The sequence below is a fragment of the Mycoplasma miroungigenitalium genome, assembly GCF_013008635.1.
GTDB lineage: Bacteria > Bacillota_I > Bacilli_A > Mycoplasmatales > Metamycoplasmataceae > Mycoplasmopsis > Mycoplasmopsis miroungigenitalium.
Window position 1 is genome coordinate 194,751 of record NZ_CP053096.1, and the last position, 20,130, is coordinate 214,880.

At 30.8% G+C, this 20,130-nt stretch carries 14 protein-coding genes; 4 read left to right on the forward strand and 10 right to left on the reverse strand.

Features of this window, described 5'->3' with window-relative positions; genetic code table 4:
- Nucleotides 1-3: 3 nt before the first annotated feature.
- Complete coding sequence (glyA, locus tag HLA87_RS00910; RefSeq protein ID WP_171111014.1) at nt 4-1,257, forward strand: serine hydroxymethyltransferase; 1,254 nt, start codon at nt 4-6, stop codon at nt 1,255-1,257.
- 103 nt (nt 1,258-1,360) lie between these two features.
- On the opposite strand, the gene deoC is transcribed toward glyA, so the two are convergent.
- Genes deoC through deoD form a run of 3 tightly spaced genes read right to left on the reverse strand, consistent with a single transcriptional unit; the run spans nt 1,361 to nt 4,048 of the window.
- Nucleotides 1,361-2,023 carry a deoxyribose-phosphate aldolase gene (deoC, locus tag HLA87_RS00915; RefSeq protein WP_171111016.1) on the reverse strand — a complete coding sequence of 221 codons (663 nt, stop codon included), beginning with the start codon at nt 2,021-2,023 and terminating at the stop codon, nt 1,361-1,363.
- A 14-nt stretch (nt 2,024-2,037) separates the two neighbouring features.
- Nucleotides 2,038-3,336, reverse strand: coding sequence for a pyrimidine-nucleoside phosphorylase (locus HLA87_RS00920; protein ID WP_171111018.1), 1,299 nt, complete (start codon nt 3,334-3,336; stop codon nt 2,038-2,040).
- A 1-nt stretch (nt 3,337) separates the two neighbouring features.
- Nucleotides 3,338-4,048 carry a purine-nucleoside phosphorylase gene (deoD, locus tag HLA87_RS00925; RefSeq protein WP_171111020.1) on the reverse strand — a complete coding sequence of 237 codons (711 nt, stop codon included), beginning with the start codon at nt 4,046-4,048 and terminating at the stop codon, nt 3,338-3,340.
- Nucleotides 4,049-4,332: 284 nt separating this feature from the next.
- Between deoD and HLA87_RS00930 the strand changes: the two genes are divergently transcribed.
- Both HLA87_RS00930 and obgE read left to right on the forward strand, forming a co-directional pair.
- Nucleotides 4,333-5,142: an HAD-IIB family hydrolase gene (locus tag HLA87_RS00930; protein ID WP_171111022.1), complete on the forward strand. Its 810-nt coding sequence runs from the start codon at nt 4,333-4,335 to the stop codon at nt 5,140-5,142.
- A gap of 35 nt (nt 5,143-5,177) precedes the next feature.
- On the forward strand, nt 5,178-6,446 hold the full coding sequence (gene obgE / locus HLA87_RS00935; protein ID WP_171111024.1) for a GTPase ObgE: 1,269 nt from the start codon (nt 5,178-5,180) through the stop codon (nt 6,444-6,446).
- A gap of 666 nt (nt 6,447-7,112) precedes the next feature.
- On the opposite strand, the gene HLA87_RS00940 is transcribed toward obgE, so the two are convergent.
- Together HLA87_RS00940 and hisS are read right to left on the reverse strand one after the other, a co-directional pair.
- On the reverse strand, nt 7,113-11,804 hold the full coding sequence (locus tag HLA87_RS00940; RefSeq protein WP_171111026.1) for an AAA domain-containing protein: 4,692 nt from the start codon (nt 11,802-11,804) through the stop codon (nt 7,113-7,115).
- Between the two features lie 17 nt (nt 11,805-11,821).
- Entirely contained in the window at nt 11,822-13,132 is a 1,311-nt protein-coding gene (gene hisS, locus HLA87_RS00945) for a histidine--tRNA ligase (protein ID WP_171111028.1), read from the reverse strand.
- Nucleotides 13,133-13,325: 193 nt separating this feature from the next.
- On the opposite strand from hisS, the gene HLA87_RS00950 reads away from it, so the two are divergent.
- Nucleotides 13,326-15,023 (forward strand): APC family permease, encoded by a 1,698-nt coding sequence (locus tag HLA87_RS00950; RefSeq protein ID WP_171111031.1) that lies wholly within the window; start codon nt 13,326-13,328, stop codon nt 15,021-15,023.
- An 18-nt stretch (nt 15,024-15,041) separates the two neighbouring features.
- Here the strand turns inward: HLA87_RS00950 and msrB are convergent, their stop codons facing one another.
- The 5 genes from msrB to recO all read right to left on the reverse strand — a co-directional run bounded on the left by msrB (nt 15,042) and on the right by recO (nt 20,077).
- Entirely contained in the window at nt 15,042-15,971 is a 930-nt protein-coding gene (gene msrB / locus HLA87_RS00955; protein WP_171111033.1) for a peptide-methionine (R)-S-oxide reductase MsrB, read from the reverse strand.
- Between the two features lie 93 nt (nt 15,972-16,064).
- Nucleotides 16,065-17,255 (reverse strand): phosphopentomutase, encoded by a 1,191-nt coding sequence (locus HLA87_RS00960; protein ID WP_171111035.1) that lies wholly within the window; start codon nt 17,253-17,255, stop codon nt 16,065-16,067.
- Nucleotides 17,256-17,263: 8 nt separating this feature from the next.
- On the reverse strand, nt 17,264-18,241 hold the full coding sequence (gene nrnA, locus HLA87_RS00965; RefSeq protein WP_171111037.1) for a bifunctional oligoribonuclease/PAP phosphatase NrnA: 978 nt from the start codon (nt 18,239-18,241) through the stop codon (nt 17,264-17,266).
- A 5-nt stretch (nt 18,242-18,246) separates the two neighbouring features.
- Entirely contained in the window at nt 18,247-19,215 is a 969-nt protein-coding gene (gene nrnA, locus HLA87_RS00970) for a bifunctional oligoribonuclease/PAP phosphatase NrnA (RefSeq protein ID WP_171111039.1), read from the reverse strand.
- A 169-nt stretch (nt 19,216-19,384) separates the two neighbouring features.
- Complete coding sequence (recO, locus tag HLA87_RS00975; RefSeq protein ID WP_171111041.1) at nt 19,385-20,077, reverse strand: DNA repair protein RecO; 693 nt, start codon at nt 20,075-20,077, stop codon at nt 19,385-19,387.
- Between the last annotated feature and the right edge of the window lie 53 nt (nt 20,078-20,130).

The following is a 20,130-nucleotide window of genomic DNA, read 5'->3' on the forward strand; positions in this document are numbered from 1 at the left end:
TGCATGTACAAAAAAATAGTATTAAACGACAAAATCATACAAAAAGCAATCAACAATGAAGTTAAACGACAAAATGAACATATTGAGTTAATAGCTTCTGAAAACTACGTTTCCAATGATGTTTTAAAAGCTGTTGGAAGTGTTTTAACAAACAAATATGGCGAAGGATATCCCGGAAGAAGATATTATGGTGGGTGTGAAAATGTTGATGTAGTTGAATCGTTAGCAATTGAGCGACTAAAAAAATTATTCGGCGTTAAATTTGCAAATGTTCAGCCTTATTCAGGTTCAGTTGCAAATGCAGCAGCATTGGCATCGGTTGCAAAACCAGGCGATAAGATAATGGGACTATCGTTAAATTCAGGAGGGCACCTTACGCACGGATATAAAATTAGTTTTAGTGGTATTTTCTATGAATCAATACCTTACGAAGTTGACAATAACGGCGTTTTAGATTACGATAAAATTAAAGAACTAGCAATCAAAGAAAAACCGGCAGTAATTATATGTGGTTATTCTGCATATCCAAGAATCGTTGATTTCAAAAAATTTAAAGAAATAGCTGACGCCTGCGGAGCAAAACTAATGGCAGATATTGCCCATATTTCGGGATTGATAATTGCTGGTGTCCACCCTTCTCCTGTTGGTTATGCAGATATAATTACATCAACCACCCACAAAACATTAAGAGGAGCCCGTGGTGCAATTATCATGACTAATGATGAAGAAATAGCGAAAAAGATTGATAGATGAGTCTTTCCCGGTTATCAAGGTGGTCCTCTATTCCATGCTATTGCCGGAAAAGCTGTTGCTTTTGGCGAGGCATTGAAACCGGAGTTCAAGGAATACGGACGTCAAATTATCAAAAACGCCAAAGAATTCAGTGAGTGATTTATAAATAAAAATATAGAAATAGTATCAGGAAAAACTGAGAATCATTTGTTTACCATCAATGTTTATAAAAGCTATAAAATTACTGGCAAAGATGCAGAAATCTTACTTGGTAAATTTAATATCACAGTCAATAAAAATACTATACCAAATGATGAATTAAGTCCAATGGTCTCATCGGGTATAAGAATTGGTGTTGCCGCAATGACTTCAAGACAATTTACAAAATGATCTAAATTAGCTTCAATTATTGATACAATCTTGACTGAACACGACACAATTTTATCGGACAAAATTAAAACGAAAAATATTATTAATGAAGTTAAAAAATTAACTCATGAATTCCCAATAATTACAGAATACTAAATAAGGCACTGCCTTATTTTTTATTACCTGAAGTACAGAAATATCTGTAAATTAGTTAAAAAGTGCATAAAAAAATAGGGTATTGTGCCCTATTAAAAAGTAATTAGTAACCTTCGTTTGAATCCTTGCCTTCAACAATAGCAATTGAACGACTTGTGCCAAATCTATTTGCTCCAGCTTCAACCATTGCAATCATATCGGCTTTGTTACTGATTCCACCAGCTGCTTTGATTAATAAAGTATCTCCACAGATAGATTTCATAATTTTTACATCTTCTAATGAAGCTCCACGTGTTGAAAATCCTGTTGAAGTTTTAATGAATTCAGCTCCTGAATTCATAACAATTCTTGTAACTTCTTCAATTTCTTCTTTAGTTAATAAAGCTGTTTCAACAATAACTTTTAATGTGTTTTTACCACAGGCTTTTTTAACTTCTTTAATGTCGTTTAGAACATATTCGTATTGGCCTTCTTTCATTTTTCCAATGTGAATAACCATGTCAATTTCATCAGCACCAGCTTTGATTGCTTCTTGTGCTTCAAATGCTTTAACATTAGTTAAACAAGCACCTAAAGGGAAACCAATTACTGATGTAATGCCAACGCCGGTGTTAGCTAATTTTGATTTAGCGTAAGGTACTCATGATGAGTTAACGCAGATAGTTTTAAAATTGTATTTAATTGCGTCTGCAATTAGATTGTCAATGTCTTTTTGTGTGGCATCCGCTTTTAAATATGTATGATCTATCATTTGATTGTAGTTCATTTTAATCTCCTGAATTAGCTTAATTTTGCTAATATAATTTTGTTTTCAACTTGTTTATCATTGAATTTGTATGCTGAAGATAATTCTTCAACAAGTTTTAAGTCAATTGGGTTTGAAGAGTATAGAGTGAATAAAACATCACCTTTTTTAACAACTTCATTTGTTTTTTTATTCAATGTGATCCCTGCTTCAAAGTCGATTGAATCTTCTTTTCTAGCACGACCAGCTCCTAATTTCATTGCAACAACACCAAAAGTTAATGAATCAAAAATTTCTAGATAACCTTCATTTTGTGCAATAACTTCATGTTTGTATTTAGGTTTTCAGAAAGCTGAGGCATCTTTTAAGATTTCAGCATTTCCTCCTTGAATAGTCACAAATTCATAGAATTTTTCCAATGCTTTACCATTGTCAATAACTTCTTGAACTCTTGCTTTAGCTTCTTCGTAATCTGTACAAATTTTAGATTGTAAAAGAATTGTTGCACAAGAAGATTTAACTAATTCATTGAAATCTTGAGGTCCTTTACCTTGTAATGTTCAGATAGCTTCAAGAACTTCATTTTTATTTCCAATTTCTCTACCAATTGGTCTGTTCATGTTAGTTATTTCAGCTCTAACATCAACATTAAGTTCTTTACCAATTGAGATCATTGTTTTAGCTAAATCAATTGCTTCTTCTTCATTTTTCATGAATGCGCCATTACCACATTTAACATCTAGTAATATAGCATCAGAGCCAGTAGCTAATTTTTTAGACATAATTGATGAAGCAATTAATGGAATTGATTGTACGCAGTTGACAACATCTCTTAATGCATAAAGTTTTTTGTCAGCTGGTACTAATTGACCAGTTTGTCCGATAACTGCAATACCGTGTTTTTTAACTTGTTCAATAAATTCTGCTTCGGTTAATTCGAATCTGAATCCAGGGATTGATTCTAATTTATCTAGGGTACCACCAGTATGGCCTAAACCTCTGCCTGACATTTTAGCAACTGGTGCGCCGCAAGCAGCAACAATTGGAGCTACAGCTAAAGTTGTTTTATCTCCAACTCCACCAGTTGAGTGTTTGTCAACTTTGATTCCTGGAATTGAACTCAAGTCAATAACATCTCCAGAAAGCATCATAACACGTGTGAATTCAGCAATTTCTTCTTTAGCCATTCCGTTAAACATAACAGCCATAATGAATGCTGCCATTTGATAGTCTGGTGTTTCACCAGAAACATATGATGAAATTAAAAAGTTTATTTCTTCTTTTGTAAGACTTTTATTTAGTCTTTTTTTCTCGATTAAATCAACTATACGCATATTATTTAGCCACTCCTAAAGCTACTTTCATCATGTTTGTAAATGCTGTTTGTCTTTCAGCAGGTGATGTTTCTTCGTGTGTAACTAAGTTGTCTGAAATAGTTAATAAGCAAGCGGCCTTTTTACCTAATTTTTCAGCATTAGTAAACAGTGCAAGTGATTCCATTTCAACACATGCTGATTTTGTTTGATTAATTCTGTCTTCAACAGTTAAAGTTGAGTAGAAAACGTCTGATGAGTGAACACGTCCTTCAGCTAAATCAATACCTTGAGCTTTTGCTGAAGCTCTTAATTCATCATTTAGTTCAGCAGATGGTAATGCTAAATTAGATGCAAATTTATCTCCTAAAACTAATCTTCTGAAGTGGTCACTATCAGCGTAAGCTTCAGTAGCTAAAAATGTTTGATATAGAGGCAAGTCAGCAACGTAAGCACCTGCTGAACCAATTCTAATAATTTCTTCTACATCGTAAAATGCAAATAATTCGTAGCTATAAATACCAATAGATGGGCAACCCATACCTGATCCGGCAATAGAAACTTCTTTACCGTTGTATTTTCCTGTGTAAATAAACATATTTCTAACAGTGTTAACTAATTTGTAACCTGGTTCCAAAAAAGTTTCAGCAATAAATTTTGCTCTTAATGGATCTCCAGGCATTAAAACTGTTTTGGCGATTTCGCCTTTTTTGGCGTTAATGTGTGGTGTCATATATTCTCCTTCTAATTTTATGATTTGAAAGCGATGTTAAACCTGATAAAGTGTGATTTATATAGTACACGTCTTTCTTATTAATAATATAAGTAAAACTTATGTACTAATTTTACCACTTTATAAAAAAATAATCATTTCCGTTAGTAAATAAAACCAAAATAATACGGTAAAAACCGGAAATGTTTCTATTTTTAATTTAATTATCAGTTATTAAACTGAAAAATTATCTAAATTTTAAAAATAATGTATTATTTATTAGCATTTAGCAGAAAGGGGCTTTTATGAAAAAGAAACCAATAGTATTTAGTGATGTTGACGGAACTATCTACACAAGCAACGGTTACGTCTCAAACTACAATTTAAACATAATCAAAAACAACGAGTTAAGTTTCAATATTGCAACTGGAAACCCTATTTGTCCTAAGATGTTCAAACTTGCAAAACTTGTTAATGCTGATTACATAATCGGTTCAAGTGGCGTTCAAATTTATGATTTTAAACGTTACAAATTCGTAAGAGAAGAATTCATTAACCCAAAAGTTGTTAAAAAAATCTTTGATATTTTTAGAGAACATAAAGTTTCAGCAGCCGGCTGAAGTTCAGACGCCTTTTATATTTTTAAAGACGAAGATAAAGAGTTTTTAAACAGAATCTACTTCAGATATGAAACTTTTGACCAATTCGAATTATATGAAGGTCAAGACATTAAAAATGTTTCGAAAATCGAAGTTTATTTTGAAACAACCGAAAATGTTGATGAATTAATCAAATTATTAAAAGGTTTAGATGTTAAATTAATAAAAACACATATGAACCTTGAAATCTTACCTTATGGGGCATCGAAAGGTAGAGCGATTTTATGAATGTTAGAAAACATATTCAAAAATCACTCAAACAATGACGTTATGGTTATCGGGGACTCAGAAAACGATTTCTCAATGTTTAAACGTTTCAATTATTCATACGCAATGGATAACTCGAAAGATATAGTTAAAGAAAAAGCAAAATATGTAACCAGATCAGTTCAAGAACACGGTTTAGGAATTGCAATATTAGATTATTTATCTAAATTTAACTCATCAAAAGAATAAAATATAATTAATATAGTAAAGTAAGGAGGTAATAAATGGCTAGATTTATTGATGAAATTAAAATCCAATTAGTTGCCGGAAAAGGCGGCGATGGAATGATTTCATTCAGAAGAGAAGCGCATGTTGACAAGGGAGGACCAGACGGCGGCGATGGTGGTCGTGGCGGAAATATTTATTTCGTTGGTGACCTTGGAAAAAATACACTTTTATCTCTTTATGGAAACAAAAAAATAACTGCCGATGACGGAGTCAACGGAGGTCCAAAAAATTTATATGGAGCTGCGGGAAAAGATAAATACGTTCCCGTTCCAATCGGTACAGTCGTTTATAATAATGGTAAAGTAGTTGCGGATATTATCGAGCCTAAAGAATATTTAGTCGCTAGAGGCGGTCAAGGTGGTCGCGGTAATATGAAATTTAAATCACCACGTAATACCGCTCCCAGAATTTGCGAAAATGGTACACGTGGCGAAAAATACGACGCACATATCATTTTGAAAATAATGTCGGATGTCGGGGTTGTTGGTAAACCATCCGCTGGAAAAAGCACATTACTTTCAGCAATTTCGAATGCAAAAGCGAAAATTGCCGACTATGAATTTACAACGTTAGTTCCGCAATTAGGTATGGTTAAATACTTCGATAATTCATTTGTTGTTGCAGATTTACCTGGATTAATTGAAGGCGCATCTCAAGGTCGTGGATTAGGAATTCAATTCCTAAAACACATCGAAAGATGTCGTGTTATTGCTCACATCATTGATTTTGGTAGTGAATATAAAGATCCGATTGAAGATTTTGAAACAATTAATGAAGAACTAAAAAGCTATAGTTTACATTTAGAAAACAAAGATCAATTGGTAATTGCGAATAAAAACGATCTACCGCAATTTAAAGAACATTACGAAAAATTTGTTGCAAAATACCCAAATGTTAAAATAGTTCAAATTTCAGCTTTAGACATGAATAATTTAAACGAAGTTAAAAAAGAATTATGAAACTTAATTGAAGCAAACAAATTAAAACCAATCGAAGAAGTTCAAGAGGACGAAGTCGTCGAAATCTCGCTTGAAGAAGAATATAAAATTATCAACCCTTACGCAGGATATTTCGAAATTTCTGGACCAAGAATCCAGAAGCTATACGATAAAATCCCATTAGTAAGTTATGACAACCTACTTAGATTTAATAACATTTTAAAGAAAATAGGTGTTTGAGATGATCTTATTAAAAAAGGTATCCAACAAGGGGATACCGTTAGAATATTTGAATATGAATTCGAATGAGATGGCGATTATAATTAAAATGCATTTAGGTGCATTTTTTTGTTTAACTCCTAAAAATATGCAAAACATCCACATTTTTGCAAAATTGGAAATATTACCATTATGAAATGAAACAAATTATAAAAAAACAAAAAAATGGATTTTTAGAGTTAAAAGCTGTTGATTCTTTATTTTTAGATAATTTTAATAAAAAACAACCATAATTTAATTATGATTTTGTGATTTTAAAACAAAATAAATGAAAAAATGATTATCGCAAATTTGTCAGGGTTATAAAATAGAGTCGTGTTTATGCCAACAGGATTCAAAAAACACAATTTATTTATATTTATTTTTTAATTTCATTCATATATAAAACACTCTCTTTACTACAATTTATTTTATATTTTATTAATAGTATATTTGTTTATAAATCGTCGCAATTTTCTAATGCCTTTCTAAAGCAAAGCGCATAATATATCACCCTAATAATTTAACTTGGTCGGGTTCGTTCAAATTTTATTAGTAAAAATTAAATTTAAATAAATTTTAAACGCGATTGGAAACGTGAAGATATCCGATTGTGCACGAAATGGTACAACAATCCTGAATAGTAAAACACATAAACCTATGCGGTTTTCTTGCTTTATGCCGCATAAAAAATCACTCCGAGACATATGTGCGTCATCCGGAGTGATTTTTTTATTAATTAAGTTGATAAACATCGTCTTGATTGGTAATAATATTGTTATCAACTAAATCTTCTAAGATTTTATTAAAATATTCTTTGTTTTTTAAATTTAGAGATTTGTAACCTAATTGCTCATTTATAATTCTAATTAATGAATCTTTTTCAATAGAATTAACCATTTGCAATATAGTTTTTACCAAATGAACATATTCATAATAGTAAACGGTCTCGCGTGATCTTTGAGTCTCGCCTTTTTTGAAGGTGATGTTTTCATAGTTTAGGTTGGAATGTATGAAGAATTCTCCATTCAAATGTGCTATATCACTTGAGTATCTAAGGAATGAATCATAAAATCTTTTGACAAATGAAGTAAATGATTGACGATTGCACAAGAAAGTCAATATTCTCTTGACTATAGACGAGTGTATAACTTGATATTTAACCAATAAATCTTCAACAATTCTTATTAGTGTATGGGAAAGATCTATTGAAGATGCAAAGTTTGATATGTGATAATTTCTAACTATTCCGGCTATTTGCTCGTTATTGAACTCAGGAAGTACATCAAAATTTAATTCTAGGTTTTGTTTCTCGGTCACGTTTAAATATGAATTCGAGGCAATTTCCGAGTTTTTAGACAGAATATTATATGTATAATCTTTACCATTCTTAATGTCACTCAATTTTTTTAATATAGCATTGAGTTCTGCTTTTTTATTTGTAAATCAACTGGTAGATCAAATTCTATGAATGTGTCAACCGCGACCATTAAGAACTTGTTGTCTTAATCTATCTCTATCACGAGACGTTTTAGAAGAGTGATATGTTGCTCCGTCGCATTCAATACCAAGGATAAATCTATTTGGGTTTGTTGGGTCAACAACAGCTAAGTCAATTCTAAATCCTGAACACCCGACCTGAGTTTTTAATTTATATCCGGCATTAGTTAATTCTCTATAAACCTCTTCTTCAAAAGGCGAATCAAAAGAATTAAAATCATTTACGTAATCAACAGTTTTGTCGATACCATATTCTGCGATTTCTAAATATTTTTTAAGAAATTTAACGCCTCTTGAGTCGGTTCTATTTAAATCGATATCACTAGCGTCCAATGAAGTAATAATAACTATGCCTCTTTTTGCACGTGTAAAAGCAACATTTAAACGCTTATAGCCATTATCGTGATTAATAGGACCAAATCTCATAGAAATCTTGTCATTTTCATCAGGACCGTAAACTGAATTTATGATAACGAATTCTCTTTCATCGCCTTGAACAGTTTCAATATTTTTAACAAAAAATGGGTCTTCTTTATCCCGATCAAAAAAGCTACTATACATTGGATTAGATTGCTTAAATTTCTCGATTTTTCGTTCTAACAATAACTGTTGTTCGGTATTAAAGGTCACAACACCTAGTGTAACATTAGAACCGTATGTATCAATGATATCTTTGATAATTTCAACAGTTTTATCAGCTTCCACTTCATTTTTACGGTCGACTAACACGCCTTCAACTTTGATTTTATTAATTGATTCGTATTTACCTGGTTCGGTTAATGAAGGGAATGTTATTAAATCGTGATATATTTCCTTGTTTGAAGGATAAATTAAATTTTCATAAAGTGAGCGATAGTGTCATCTTAATTTAATGGTTTTTAAAACAATATTAGACATATCAAGGATTGAATCAAAACCTTTAACCGAGATATCATTTTCATCATCAACATCAATATAATCGTTTTGATCTATTGTGTTAAAGAAATTAGTTGGCGGCAATTGTTCTGAATCGCCCACAATAATAACTTGTTTTGCGCGGCTAATTGCACCAATAGCGGTTTCCGGTCTGACTTGTGATGCCTCATCAAAAACTACTGTATCAAACAAAATATCACTATCTTTTAAATAAGCACTAACAGATAAGGGAGACATCATTAAACAAGGTTTTAATTGCAACATTAAATTTGGTATTTTTTCAAACAATTTTTTAAAGGACATTCTATTTCTTGATTTATTTACTTCAGACTTCAATATTTTAACCTCAAGATTTTTGGAACCCAAACCTGAAGCATTTGGAATATTGTTGTTTAAATTTGCAATAATTTTCGCTCTTGCTAATTGTTGAACATTCGCTTCAACATTTATAAAATTATCTCTTAAGGTTTCAAGTTTAGAACCATTAAAATCAACAAAGCACTCATTAATAAAATGATCTATTAATATTTTGTAAAATCTTTTCATAAATATTTCAAAAAGATTTTTTCTGTAATTGCCATTTAACACTTTTTCAACAAAATCATCTAACGAATATTTCTTGATATTATTGATTGAAGATACAAGGGATAACATTGAAGTAAAATCGTCTTTATAAACAGCAAATTGAGATAATTTTATTTTTAAATCATTTTTACTTAATGAATCGAAATTAGCAATATTTTCGTCAAAAACATCTGAAATTCTCTTGAAATCATCTTGAAACTTTTTCAATTTGTTTAAACTGTTCAATAATTCATTTCTATAGCGTATGTCTTCATTAAAAATATAAACCATTTTTTGTATATCTATTGAAAAATCAGAAATTGCAGAAAAAAGTTTAGTTTTTGAAGCAAAGACAATCATTTTATATATAGATTGTAAATATTGTAAATTTTTGTTTTTGGGTTTGAAATTAGAATTATTATAAGAACTCCAAAAATTATTTTCACATCTTTTTAATTCAATTAAATCGGGTAGAACATTTTCAATGACTGATTTATCTTTGGTCAAGAAATGTTTTTTGATAATTTTCTTAGCTTTATGCCACTTAGAAACTAAGAATCTGTATGACTTGTTATGATACTTGTTAAAAATTGTTTCAAATTCAAGTATATTTTCCGAAATAATTGATTCTCTAAAAATATTCTTGTTTTTCTCTAATAATTTAATTTTTTGTTCTAGATTTAAAGTCATATTTGAATATTGAGCTATTTCATTGTCATAATTGTTTATTTGAAATACAGATGTATCAATTTTTCCTTGTATACACATTAAATGAGTGAATAATTCAAAAAGAAATTTGATATTCTTAATATAAGAGACATCATTAAACGTAATAAATTTATGATTATTTGTCAAGTCAGAATATACAACATCAATGTTTCGACCAATAATTTCAATTAGTGAAAAGAAGTTTTCTTTTTCGATTTCGCTTAACCTAGTTAATTTTAGCCCTCATCAGACATTCAAAATTGGGTTTTTATCAAAATGATTGATGTAATCTTGTAATTCTTTAATATTAATTTTTAATTCATCTAGCTTTTCAGAATCAATATTTAGAAAATTATTGATATTGAATTGTAGATTTGAAACCTTATCGAATTTATAAAAATTTCCAATCATTTTATATAAGCTTTTATTTAAAGGCGCTCTTAATTTTAAAAGTTCTCAGCCATATTTTTTAAGTCTCTCTACTATGGCTAGATAATCATTAGTAAATTTAGATATTGGATCACTTGCAACTTGATAATTCAGTTTACCTTTTTCAAGAGTGTCATCCAAATCCTTCAAAATTGCTTTTTTATCTAAATCTAAACTATGAATAGGAATAACATAATCGTTTAATTGTATTTTTTTCAAGTTATTATAAACAACATCCAAAGCCGCTTTTTTCTCTGACACAAATAGAACTTTTTTGTTTCTGGCTAATAATTCAGTAATGATATTTGTAATTGTGTGTGACTTCCCAGTTCCTGGAGGACCCTGCAAAATGAAACTTTCTCCTTGAATTGCAGATTGAATTGCAACTTCCTGTGATGAGTCAGAATCAAGAACATGATAGTATTCATTAATATTGATTTTAGTTTCAACATTGTCTTCATTGATAATATCAAAATCATTGATGCCATCATTTTCTTCATTTGAAAGTGCCTTAATAAATTCATTTTCAACTATTTTATCTTCATTTTCATCTAAATCGACATACATATTGATTTTTGAAAAACTGAAAGTATCTAAAAATATGCGGTTATCTATTTGCCAATCATTACTTCTAAAATTAGTTGTTAGTTGTTCAACAAAATTATTGTACTTAGCGTAATTATTTTCACAGTTATCAATAGCATTAATATCTATATTAATACCATAAATAACTGAAAGTTTTCTGATTAGTGCTAAATTTGGAGTTAAAGTAAATTCATCATCAAAAAGCACATGATACTGTGTTTGATTTTTTAAATTCTTTGATTTCAAATTTGCTTGAAGAAACATTAAGGGTGAATAAACAAACCCGGAAATAGAAGTATTATTTTCTGCTTCGCTTCACTTTAAAATACCAAAACTTAAAAACAATGTATTAATTGAATATTGATCAATAAAATCTAGATATTTTTTGTTAATCTTTTTCAATATTATTGCTTGGTCTTCGTAGTCAACGTTTGAATAAAGAGTATTGGGTTTGCAAGCGCCAATTTTGTCTATCACATCATCTAATTTAACTATTTTTAAGTTTTTTTGCTGTTCATTAAACTCAGAATCAAAACTTAAATTAGCGATTTCTATCTTCTCAGAACCAACGTAATCTAATATTGTTTTTAAGTCTGGACAAATAACTTCTAATTTCGATTGCGTTTTTGATGTCTTTAGTGAATAATTCAACGCTTTATTTCTGTATGTTAAGTCAAGTAAATCGTTTTTTCATGTTTCTATATTTTGGCTTGCTTTATTACTCATTTGTTTCTCCTATGTATTTATTCAAGAAATAATTCTAAGTCTTGTACACTTTGCAATCCAGATTCGGCTAGGAAATCTAGTAAATCCACAAATCCTTCTTCTGTTAATGAAAAGTAAATCCTGTCATTTGTCTCAATGTGTTTTACAACAATTAGTTCATTATTATCGAACAAATCGTCAAAAATAACATATTTTGCGCCTAATTTTTTGGCTTTATCAAAAATCTTTTTACTTTTTGAAACATCTTTTAAGTATTCAATTTTGATGCCATAGGATCTTAATTCGTTTGATAAACAAAATAAAGGGGTTAAGTATTTTTCCTGTGTTGAAGCAATCAAAATATCTACAACTTCAACATCATCATTATTGATTTCTAAATTTTGCTCAGTTAAAATTTCAGCAGTTCTATCAACACCAAACCCTCAACCGCTAGCGCATAAATCTGGTCCATCTAATTCTTTGATTAAATTAGAATATCTACCTCCGCCAATCAATGTTGATTGACTCCCAGTATTTTGAGCGGTAGAAACGAATTCGTAAACAGTTTCATCATAATAGTCAAGGCCCCTTACTAATGAGTAATCAATTTGATAGTTAATTCCTGCTTCATCTAAAATTTGAACCAACTTTTCAAATTGATTTTTACTAGATTCAGATAAAAATTTGTTAATTTTAGGTGCTTTTTTAACAAAGTCTTTATTTCCATCAACCTTGTCATCCAGAATTCTTAAAACATTGCCTTCTAAACGAGCTTTAGAATCTTCCGTTAATTGGTCTTTATATTGTTCCAAATATTTTTTTAATTCCTTTTGATAATTATTTCTTGATTCTAAGTCACCGATTGTATTAATTTTCAGTATGAAACTCAATCCTAAAATTTGCAATATTGAGTGCGCTAAAATAATTAATTCGGCGTCCGCGTAAACATTAGCTTCCCCAATTGATTCAACGCCAGCTTGATAAAATTGTCTTTGACGTCCTTTTTGTGGTTGCTCATATCTAAACATCTGACCAAAATATGCAAACTTAGTGGTTTTTAAAGTGGCATATCACTTGTTTTCAATTAAAGCTCTTACGAAACCAGCTGTCCCTTCTGGTCTTAACGCAATTTCTCTTTCACCTTTGTCTTTAAATTCGTACATTTCTTTCTTAACAATGTCGCTACCTGCTACCGAACGTTTATATAATTGAGCTTGCTCAATAATTGGTGTATCAATTAAGTTGAAATTGTAATTTCTAACAGCCTTAATAAATGTTGCTCTTATAAATTCATGAATATTCATTTCCGCTGGAGATAAATCTCTTGTGCCTTTAATCTTTTTAATCATATTACCCTTCCTATATATATTTAATTATTATACTCTAATATAAATACCAAATATAAATATAGGGAATAAATTATTCTTTTTTGACCTAAAATATTGAATTTATACTGATAAAAATAAAAAATATAGTTTAAAAATAACCTAGCTCCAAAAAAAGCGTTTTTGGTATAATTCAAACTAATATGTGAGGCACCCAATGAACAAAATAAATAATAAACAAACAAACACCAAAATATCTACTAAGAAAAAAATTAGTTTTTTTGGTTCGATGATGATTGTTATGGGCAGTTCAATTGGAGCTGGAATTTTCTTCAAATCAGAAGAAGTTTTACAAAATTCAAGAGGTTCATTAATTTTGGCGATTGTGTGTTGAATCATTGCTTCATTTGCGGTTATTTCAATGGCTTTAGCACTTACGGAAATAGCAGGAATTAAAAACGATAATTTATCAATAATTGGATGAAATAGAATCTTTAATTCAAGATGGGTTCATAAAGCAAGCAAAAATTTCATGGTTTATCTAACTTTACCACTAACTTTTTTTTATATGCCTGTGTATGTAATAATGGCAATTCAAGATGGCGCTGGGGCATTAGCAAATAAACATGCATTAACATTTGGTACAAATTATGACTGGCTTATATGACTTTCAATTACAACATTGATGGGATTATATTTCTTATTGCTCCCTGTGTTAAATTCGAAAATTGGTAGCGCACACAATATTGTTGTTTTATGCATTAAGTTTTTACCACTGGTTTTTATTACTATAATTGGTTTTACGCTTGCTTTTACTGGTAAAGGTGGTGTAAACGAAATAAGTTTGGGCATTAAACAACATGAATTTAATATTAAAACTGGTAGCACATTTATTCAGTATGGTGGTCTAGGTGGATTTATTGGAGTATTTCTATCAGTTGGCGCAATATTTTTTGCTTATGATGGTTTTTATATTGCTGCGGGGATGCAAAGTGAAATGAAGCGTCCTGAAAAAACTTCATTAGCTTTATCTTTGGGATTGATTATTGTAACAATTATTTATGTAGCAATTGCTATTTCAATGTCAATTAACGGCGGGTCATTTACAAACATGAGAGGTTATATCGAAAACTTAATGGGTTTAAATCCCGGACGAATATTTTTTGGTTTAATAAATATTGCAATCGCTATCGGCGTTATGGGAATAATAAATGGCTTTGCAATGTGAATGCCAAGATTTATTGAATCGCTACTAGCTGAGGGTGAATTACCGTTTTGAAAAAAATCTATCGGAAAACTCAATCCAAACAAACCTGTTTTTGGCATAATATACTCATTAATAATTGGATTGGGTTCAAATATTGTATTTACTATTATTGGTGCTCTGCTATATCTCCCGGTTAATGAATCATACTTAATTTATAGTAGCGATCCATTTAAAGCAATGTCTAGATTATATGCTTTTACAGATTTAATAGCTAACTGAATAACTGTGTTCACTTTTGTTTTTATTGCTTTTGCAATACTCGGAGCAATAAAAAATAAAAAAACAAATAAAGTAAAAATTAAACACAAACAACGTTTTTTCAATTTCTTTGCCTACGTAACTGTAATTTTTGTTGGACTTGCAATGTTAGCCCAAACAATCGTACCTATTGCTGACTTCTTAATGGTGTTTGGTTTTGATGAAATATCTTATTCTTTAGCAAAAAATATAACAATAGCCGAAGCACACAATTACTATATTTCATTGATAGTTGGTCGAACCATGTTGGTTATTATGTTATTAATTTTTAACGCACTTATATTTTTAACTACAGTGATTGAGGACAAAATTCATATTAAAAAATTCGGAACTCTTGATAATTACAGGAATTATAGGGACGATCTGTTGAATTTAAAAAACCAGGAATAACACTCCGGTTTTTTGTTTTTATTCACAATATTTTTTATATTCTGAATATCCCGCTTCATCCATTTCTTCATATGGAACAAACTTTAATGCTGCGCCATTAATGCAATATCTTAATCCACCCTTGTCTTCGGGGCCATCGTTAAACACGTGACCAAGATGATTATTTCCCACACCAGATCTCACCTCTGTACGTACCATGTTGTGTGAATTATCTTCTAAATATTCAACACTGTCTTTCGAAATAGGTTTAGAAAAACTTGGTCATCCACAGCCGGCATCGAATTTATCGCTCGATGAGAATAATGCTTCACCACTAATTTGCTCAACATAAATACCTCGTCTATATTCTTTGTTCAATCCAGATGTATACGGTCTTTCTGTAGCATTATTTTTTAACACATCAAAACTTAATGATGATAAATTAAGCTCATTGTTTATTTGTTTCAAAATTTTATTTTCGTTTTCATCAAGATTATAATCAGTATTTAAGTCCACGTGGCAATAACCACTAGGATTTTTATCTAAATAATCTTGGTGATAATCTTCTGCCACAACGAAATGTTTTAATGGTTGCAGTTCAACACAAAAATTCTTAAAAATTTTCTTTTTTGTGTCAAATATTTTTTCAATAAATATTTTATCTTCATCTTTGGTGTAATAAACTCCGGTTCTATATTGTGTACCGATGTCATTTCCTTGTTTATTCAAAGATTCGGGATCTATTAATCTAAAGAAATGAAGCAATAATTCTCCCAACGATACTGAATTTGAGTCGTATACAACCTTCACGGTTTCGGCATGCAGGGTATTTTTTAAATTTTTATATGTTGCATTTTCATCTAATCCATTTGCATACCCAGAAACTGCATCTATTACTCCTGACACTCTTGAAAAATAGGCTTCAATTCCTCAGAAACAACCCCCAGCTAAATAAATAGTTTTATTCATATTCCTCCTTGTTCGGGAGTATTTTATCATGAAAACCATTCTGCATAATAAACAAAAAAACACGTTTTTATACGTGTTTAAAGAAAATTTAAATTAAACTAATTGATCGAAAATGTCATCACCGGTTTCAGTAACAATAGGACAATTTCAGTTTCTTGCAACTATGTTACCAGTTGTTCCTAATCCCTCAACATCTTTTAATACTTTTGGAGATTTAAATGATTTAGAGAATATAGTTAAAGGCAGCATTTCTCTTGTGTGGTTGAAACCAGGATATAATGGGTCATTACCATGGTCTGATGTCATGATCAATAAATCATCTTCTTTCATTGCATTAATTAAAGCCCCGATTTTTGAGTCTAATAAAGCAATGTTTGAAGCATAACCGTCCACATCTCTACGGTGTCCATAGTGTGAGTCAAATTGAACTAAGTTTGTGAAAATAAATTTGTCAACTGTGTCTTTCATTGCTTCTTCAATTGTGATATCCATTGCGTGAGCATCCCCATCTGAATGGATAGCTCTTGAAACACCTTGACCAACAAAGATATCATTAATTTTACCAACAGCAACGACTTCAACACCAGCTCTTTGTAAATCGTTTAGAATCAATTCACGAGGTTGGTTTGCGTAATCGTGACGATTAAATGTTCTCTTGTATTTTCCATTTTCATCTGTAATGAAAGGTCTAACAATAATTCTACCAACATTTCATTCTGGTCTAGATGAACAAATTTCTCTAGCTGCTTTTCCATAACGGTATAAATTGTCTAATCCGATTCATTCTTCATGAGCAGCAATTTGTAGAACTGAGTCCATTGAAGTATAAATAATAATTGCTCCAGTTTCTTTTTGTTCTTGAGCAAATTCGTCGATGATTTCTGTACCGGAACCGCTTCTGTTGCAAATAATTTTACGTCCGTCAAATGCTTTTGATAATTCAGCAACTAAGTCTTCTGGGAAACCATTTTCGGTAAATGTTGGGAATGGAACTAATGTTTTGATACCCATCATTTCTCAGTGACCTGCCAAAGTGTCTTTAGCATTTGAAACTTCTTGAATTCTTGACATGTATGCCAATGGTTTACGTACATGGTAATTTCCTTCTAATGTGGTTACATTACCGATACCAAGTTTTTTTCAATTATCTATGAAAAACATTGCGCTTTTTGAAGCAGATAAAATGGTGTTAGCGCCTTTATCACCAAATGCTGTTTGATCGCGGTCAGGGCCAATTCCCAAACCGTCTGTAACGATCATAAAAATACGATTAAATTTTGCCATGATAACTCCTATTTATTTTCTTTTTGTCAACGTAATACTTCTTCATTACAGTCATCGATAACTTTTTCAACGTCATCAAAAGTTGAAATCATCGAACCTGAAGCGCGGTCGTGTCCTCCGCCGCCTCATTTTAAAGCAACGTTTCTAACGATTGGTCCGTTCGAACGGTATTCACAACGAATCATACCGTTTTCTTCTTCGTTAAACGAAACTCAAATTGGGTATCCCTTAATATTACCAATCATATTTGGACGAGCCATATCGTTAGGTTTTTTACCTAGATTTGCTGTCGTTTTGTAATCAACCTGAATATATGCAACTTGACCTTTTGTTTTTAGTGATGACATTAAAGTTGATTGAACTTTTAAGTCTTCTAAACTTGTTTGTGCAAGTCCAAGGAATATTTTTTCTGCGTTTAAATTATTTTTATATAAGTGCGCAACTAATTCGTGAGTTCTTGCAGAAGTATCTGAGAACTGGAATCTACCAGAATCAGTAACTATTCCAAGAAACACAAAATTTGCGGCTTTTTCTGTAATTTTTCATTTCATTTGAAATGCTAATTCAGCAATCATTTCAGCAGCTGCAATTCTGTTTTCTTCTAATCAAACAGTAACTTTATCTAAATCATCTTCATTTGGATGATGGTCAATTCTTAATGTTTCAGCAAATAAATTTTTATCTAAAACTTCACGATTAAAAATTCTTTCTTTTTGGTTTGCGTCAACAACGACACCAAGCGATTTTTTCAAAATTTCATCTGATGGTATTTCGTCGAAATCTAAATCTAAAAAGTTACTAAATAAACCGCTTGAATTTCCGATAGCATAAACTTTTTTATTTGGGTAATTTTCCCTTAATAATTCTCTAAGACCAAATTGACTTCCTAAACAGTCTCCGTCAGGACGAATGTGGTGAAAAATTACGATTGAGTCATATTGTTCTAATTTTTTAGCGGCATCTTGTCATGTGCCTGTATTTTCCATTTTCACTATTTAGCCTCCCATCTTGTAATTGCATCATTTAATTCACGAACCACTTGGTCAACTTCGTCAAATGATTTTATTGTACATCCAGCAGCATTGGCGTGTCCGCCACCTTCATATTTATTAGCAACCTCATTAACTAACGGTCCATTTGACCGCAATCTACAACGAACTGAACCGTCTGCTTGTTCGACAAAAAATGCTCAACATGCGTTATCTTCTATATTTGCTAATTCATTTACTGAAACTGCCGCTTTAAGGTCATTAAAACCAAATTCTTCTTGAACGGCTTTAGTTGCTAGAAAATAAAGTACTCTTCCTTGCTTTTTAAAATTAGAAAGAATGTAACCAGAATATTTAATATCCTTTACTGTTCTTTTTCCTAATTCTCTGTGCAATTGAGAAGGGTCAATTCCGCCTTGTTCTTGTAGGAATGCGGCCAATCTATATGTTCTAGGTGATGTGTCTGCATACATGAATCTTCCAGAATCGGTAACTATTCCTAAAAATGTGTGTTTAGCAGCTTTTTCGCTAACTTTTCAACCTGCGTCAAAAGCAATTTGTGCAACTTGTTCCGCCGCAGCAACATAGTGCTCATCAACGAAAAGATAATCGTATTCAACATCACTACCGTTTGGGTGATGATCAATTCTTAATTTGGCAGTAAATTTATCAGTTAATAATAAATCACCGTTTTGAATACGATCTGAACTTGATGCATCAACAACAATTGCTAACGAATCATTGAAATCGATGTTTTCCACAGTGTCAAATTGATAATTCATAAAATTGTAAGTATCGTTATTATCACCGGGTGTAAAAACATTTTTTTCAGGAAAATTATCTTTAATCATTTGTGCTAATCCGTGTTGAGAACCTAAACAGTCTCCATCGGGACGAACATGATGAAAAATGACAATATTCTTGTATTTTTTGATTGCTTCAATAGCAACCAAACTTGATCCTATTTTCATAAATATCTCCTCTATTTTTGTATTTATTAAGTATTTTACATTATACCTTTTAATCAATTATTAGATAATAGATAAAATATTAAATAAGGAAACATTAACACAAAATAAATTCAGTAATTAAGGTTTATGATTTCCTTTTTTAACTGAAAAATGTGTGTATTGGTTAAAATTAATTTCTTAAAAACTCAATGTTAATACCATTATGTTCCAAATGATCTAATAATTCTGCATATAGATAATTTGTTATCGCATCGTTTGACATAGATAAAAATTTATCCAAGTCGCTAAATAAATAATAAATTGATTTTAATTCTTTGTTTCATCTTTGACTCGTGCTGTGTTTCGAACATAAAAAACCACCTTCATAATAGCTAAAATCACATAAATCATAAGAACCTGAGCATGCACAACACTTAGATGTTATTGGAGCAATACCAAAATAACTCAGCGATTGTGCAAGAATAAATAGCAATAGCCTTTTATTTAACCCTTCACCTAATCGATGGATAATTTGAAAATATGCATTATAAACTGGTAAAGATTTTGACTTTAGTGATTTAAAGATTTTTAAACATCTAGTTAAAAAAACTAGGTTTAAATTGTTTGAGTAATCCAACGAGTATAATGTTGTCGATTTCTTTAACCTTCCGATTGATCCTTTTTGTCTCGCTTTAAAATATTCAATTTCTACACACGAGCCCAATAATAAATTAGCTCTATTTTTTGATTCGGGTTTATTAATCCCTTTTGCCAATAGTCTGATGGGGCCACTGGGTCCGAAAAAATCAACAAGCCCATCCGATGAACCTGTTGGAGAATCCGAAATATTAATTACAATTACTTTTTCGATTGTTTCGGCCATAATTTTCTCCAATTCTTTAAATTAATTATATAATATAAAAACTTAGTTTTAAA